The 4,421-nt window shown below is 74.7% G+C and carries 2 protein-coding genes and 1 pseudogene; 2 read left to right on the top strand and 1 reads right to left on the bottom strand.

Annotated elements, in window-relative coordinates; all coding sequences use genetic code 11:
• Positions 1 to 355: 355 nt before the first annotated feature.
• On the top strand, positions 356 to 1,861 hold the full coding sequence (locus AC51EU_RS27525; protein WP_496269793.1) for a DNA-binding protein NsdB: 1,506 nt from the start codon (positions 356 to 358) through the stop codon (positions 1,859 to 1,861).
• Positions 1,862 to 2,049: 188 nt separating this feature from the next.
• Here AC51EU_RS27525 and AC51EU_RS27520 read toward each other — a convergent pair whose 3' ends face one another.
• The gene (locus tag AC51EU_RS27520; protein ID WP_496269792.1) at positions 2,050 to 3,513 is read right to left on the bottom strand and encodes a PP2C family protein-serine/threonine phosphatase; all 1,464 of its coding nucleotides are present in this window, start codon (positions 3,511 to 3,513) and stop codon (positions 2,050 to 2,052) included.
• A gap of 367 nt (positions 3,514 to 3,880) precedes the next feature.
• On the opposite strand from AC51EU_RS27520, the pseudogene AC51EU_RS27515 reads away from it, so the two are divergent.
• Positions 3,881 to 4,421 (top strand): annotated as a pseudogene (locus AC51EU_RS27515) (HEAT repeat domain-containing protein); the annotation flags it as partial.

The following is a 4,421-nucleotide window of genomic DNA, read 5'->3' as shown; positions in this document are numbered from 1 at the left end:
GCTGCCGCCGGGCTGCGGGCGATGCGGCCGGCCGGCGGCGGTCACGGCGGACGATGCTGCGTACATGGGTGAGACAGATCCCTTCGTGCGCCGACGAGTTGCGGTGTGCGCTCCCCCGGTCCGGTGACGGGAACCCGGCAACGGGCCCGTGCAGAAGGCCGATCCCAGGTCCCCGTGAAGAGCGCGCACCCTGGGGAATGCGGTCCCGTCACCGGACCGGGGGCTGCGGGTCTACACAACACGCGGGCGCGGGTGGCAGACCATCTGGCGGACCCTGGCGAACCCTGGCGAATACTCGCAGGGCCGGGCGGACGGCGCTTACTGTCGACGCAGTCGAGGAACCTGGGGGCTTGACGTGGACAGGGAGCCGAACACCCGTCTCGCGGATCTTTTCGGCCTGGCGGGCTGGTCCAAGGGGGAGCTGGCGAGACTGGTCAACCGGCAGGCGGCGGCCATGGGCCACCCGCAGCTGGCGACCGACACCTCGCGCGTACGGCGCTGGATCGACACGGGGGAGACCCCGCGCGATCCCGTACCCAAGGTCCTGGCCGCCCTGTTCACCGAGCGCCTCGGCCGTGTCGTAACCATCGAGGACCTCGGTTTCACCCGGACCGGTCGCTCGGGGAAGCGGCAGGCCGTGGACGGTCTGCCGTGGGCCCCGGACCGGACCGCAGCGGTCCTCACGGAATTCACGGGAATGGACCTCATGCTCAACCGACGCGGACTGGTGGGCGCGGGCGCCGCGCTCACCGCCGGCTCCGCCCTCACCGGCGCCATGCACGACTGGCTGCACTCCGAACCGGCCCCGGCCGCCGCCCTCCAGGGCGGGCCGCTCGCCGCCGACACCCTCGACCAGGCCGGTTTCGACCGCTACGAGGCGGCCCCCGTGGGGTCGCAGGAGGTCGACGCCCTGGAGCACTCCGTCGAGGTGTTCCGCGCCTGGGACGCCAACCGCGGCGGCGGCCTCCAGCGCAAGGCGGTCGTCGGCCAGCTCAACGAGGTGGGCGGCATGCTCGCCTACCGCCACCCCGACCACCTCCAGCGCCGGCTGTGGGGCGTGGCCGCCAACCTCGCGGTGCTGGCCGGCTGGATGTCCCACGACGTGGGCCTGGAGCCCACCGCGCAGAAGTACTTCGTCATCGCCGCGCACGCCGCGCGCGAGGGCGGCGACCGGCCGCGCGCCGGCGAGGCACTGTCCCGGGCCGCCCGCCAGATGGTCCACCTCGGCCGCCCGGACGACGCCCTCGACCTGATGGCGCTGGCCCGCTCCGGCTCCGGCGAGGAGACCCTGCCGCGCACCCGCGCCATGCTCCACACCATCGAGGCGTGGGCGCAGGCGTCCAAGGGCCACGGCCAGGCCATGCGCCGCACCCTGGGCGAGGCGGAGGAACTGTTCGTCTCGGACAAGGGCGACGTACCGCCGCCGAGCTGGATGCAGATGTTCGACGAGGCGGACCTGCACGGGATGCAGGCCCTGGCCTACCGGACGCTCGCCGACCATGACCCGTCGGCCGCCGCGGTGGCCCAGCACCACGCCAAGCAGGCGCTGAGGCTGCGTCAGGAGGGCCGCCGCAGGTCGCAGATCTTCGACTACATCTCGATGGCGTCGGCCTGCTTCATCGGCAACGACCCCGAACAGGCCGACCGCTACGCGCGTCTGGCACTGGTCTCCATCGGGGAGAACTCCTCCCACCGCACCTGGGACCGGCTGCGCGAGATGTACCGGCTCACCGGCCGGTACGCGCACCACCCCGGCATCCAGGCACTGCGCGAGGAGATCCAGCAGGTCCTGCCCAAGCCGCGCGGCAAGGCCCCGGGCGGCGGCCTCGGGCCCGCGCCGGCCGGGAAGTTCTCGGTCTGACGTGATGACGACCGGCCACACCGCACAGACGGCACGTTCCTGCTGCCCGCCGCACCGTACGGCTCACCCGGCGTGCCGGGCCCGCCGGTGCGACGCGTCCGCACGCCCGGACGGCGGCGGTCCGAGGACGGGGGCCGGGCGCGTGGCCCGGTGCCCGATATCCCACTCCCCGCCCGGGGACGGCCGGTTCAGCCCACCCTGGCGATCAGCAGGCACGCGTCGTCCTCGCGGCCCGCACCGCCGAACTCCTCGACGGCGATCCGCAGGCACTCCTGTGCGCTGCGGGCCGCCGTGAGGCGCGGGGCCAGGGCGAGGAAGCGGTCGCTGCCGGAGCGGCCGGCCGCCTCCGGCGCGTCGTGCGGCAGCAGGGCCTCGGTGTGCAGCACCAGCAGATCGCCCGGCTCCAGGCGCTCGGCGCGCTCGGCGTAGGCCGCGCCCGCGGTGGCGCCGAGCAGCATGCCCTCCGGCGGGTCCAGCGCGCGCCCCGTACCGCCGCGGAACAGCAGCGGTGCGGGGTGCCCGGCCTGGGCCCACTCCAGCGTCCGGGTCTCCGGGTCGAAGCGGCAGCACAGCGCGCTGCCCAGGGCGGGCTGGGCGGAGGCGTCCAGCAGCCGGTTGAGGTGGCCGAGCAGGTCCCCCGGGCCGTGTCCGGCGACCGCGAGGCCGCGCAGTGCCCCGAGCAGCATCGCCATCCGGGACGTCGCGGACACCCCGTGCCCGGTGAGGTCGCCGACGCTCAGCAGCGACCGCCCGCCGGGGAGCGGCAGCGCGTCGTACCAGTCGCCGCCGACCATGGCGCTGGTGCCGGCCGGAAGGTAGTGCCCGGCGAGGTCGAGGGCGGCCGGGCCGTGCGGCGGGACGCGGAGCGGGCCGCGCCAGGGCGGCAGCACGGCCTCCTGGAGCTCGACGGCGAGCCGGTGCTCGGCCCTGGCGATCCGCCGCTCGCGCTGCAACGACTCACGGGTCTCGCGCACCGCCCGCTGGCTGCGGCGCAGCTCGCTGACGTCACGCAGCACCGCCCACATGCAGGCGGTGCCGCCGTCCGCGTCGAGCACCGGTTCACCCGCCAGGTGCACCGTGCGCACACTGGCGTCGGTGCGGACGATCCGGAACTCGCCGTCGATCGGCCGCCCGTCGACGAGGCAGTCGGTCACCATCGCGGCGAGGCGTTCCTGGTCCTCGGCGAAGACCAGGGACGGCAGCTCGTCGAGGGTGAGCGGGCCGTCGGCGGGTGACCTGCCGAACATCGCGAACAGTTCGTCGGACCAGGTGACCTCGTCGGTGAGGAGATTCCACTCGGCGCTGCCCACCCGCCGCAGCAGCGAGCCGCGCGGATGCTCCTCGGCGGCGGGGGCCGCACGGCGCGGGGTGTCGTAGGCGGCGCCGTCCGTGCCGGCCGGTTCGTCCTCGGGGGGCAGGCCCTCCCGCAGCTGCCCCAGATGGCCGTCGAGGTCGTCGAGGTGGTGGACGGCGAGGTCGCACAGGGCGCGCTGCCAGCGCAGCCGCGGGTCGGTGTCGGCGTCGCCCGCCGCGTCACGGCGTACGGCGTCGAGCCCGCCGCGCAGGCGTCGGGCCTGGGTGATGAGATCCTCGACCGTGCCGCGCTCGGGCGGCCGGGGGGCGGGCTGGTCCGCGGACAGTGGGGACGGCATGAGAACTCCGTGATCGGGCGGCGCCGGTGCGGTGCGGGCCCGCGGATCGCGGCGTCGCGCGAGGCGCGGGGCCTGCCCGGGTCTGAACTGAAGGGCCGGGTGACGACTCTCGCACAGGCTGCGACCATCTGTAAGGGATTTGGCCCGACCCGATACGGTGGTGCCCTCGGAATATGCCTCCGGCCTCCCGTGACCTGGGGCACGACGCTGCGGAACAACGGATTCCGGGCTAGGCTGCGGCCGCCGTCACGCCGTCCGCCCGCCGATCCACTGCGGGACGGAGGCATACGGTCCGCGGTCACCGGCAAGAATGCCGGTCGGCGGAAATCCCGTTGCCAGCCTGTTCCCCGCATCGGATGCTGACCTCATGTTCGATCCAGACATAGCGCCCAGCGGTACCCTGCTCGGCCTCCTCCAGCGAGGCCGCGGCGACGGGACCCTGCATGCCCTCGCGGCGCCGCGAGCCGAGGCGCTCGCGGCGCTCAACGACTGCGTGCGGCGCGACCCCCGGCGCGACTGGCAGGTGGAGAACCGCTCCCTGTACTACGCGCGCCTCTACATGCAGCTCGACGGCGGGCTGGAGGAGATCGAACGGCATCTGTTCCACCCCGACGACCACGTCGACACCGCCGAGGAGCGCACCGGCCTCGCCCTGTCCGTCCTCGGCCACCTCGCCTCCTACGGCCGTGACGCGGCCCGCCTGCTGCTGCGCGCCTACACCGCCGGTGGCAGCAACTGGCGCTGGGCCCTCGACGAGCTGGCGCTGCGCGACGACGACACCGGCCTCGCGGGCCTCGCCCCGGCCGTCCTCGCCCGCTTCCCCCTCACCCCTGAGGGTGAGGACGCGCTCGCCGCCGCCGTACGCGACGCCTTCGAGCCGCGGCCCTGGCGGCTGTGGGCCGACGACC

Source organism: Candidatus Streptomyces philanthi (genome assembly GCF_059553635.1).
This window is presented reverse-complemented; position numbering and strand designations above follow the sequence as displayed.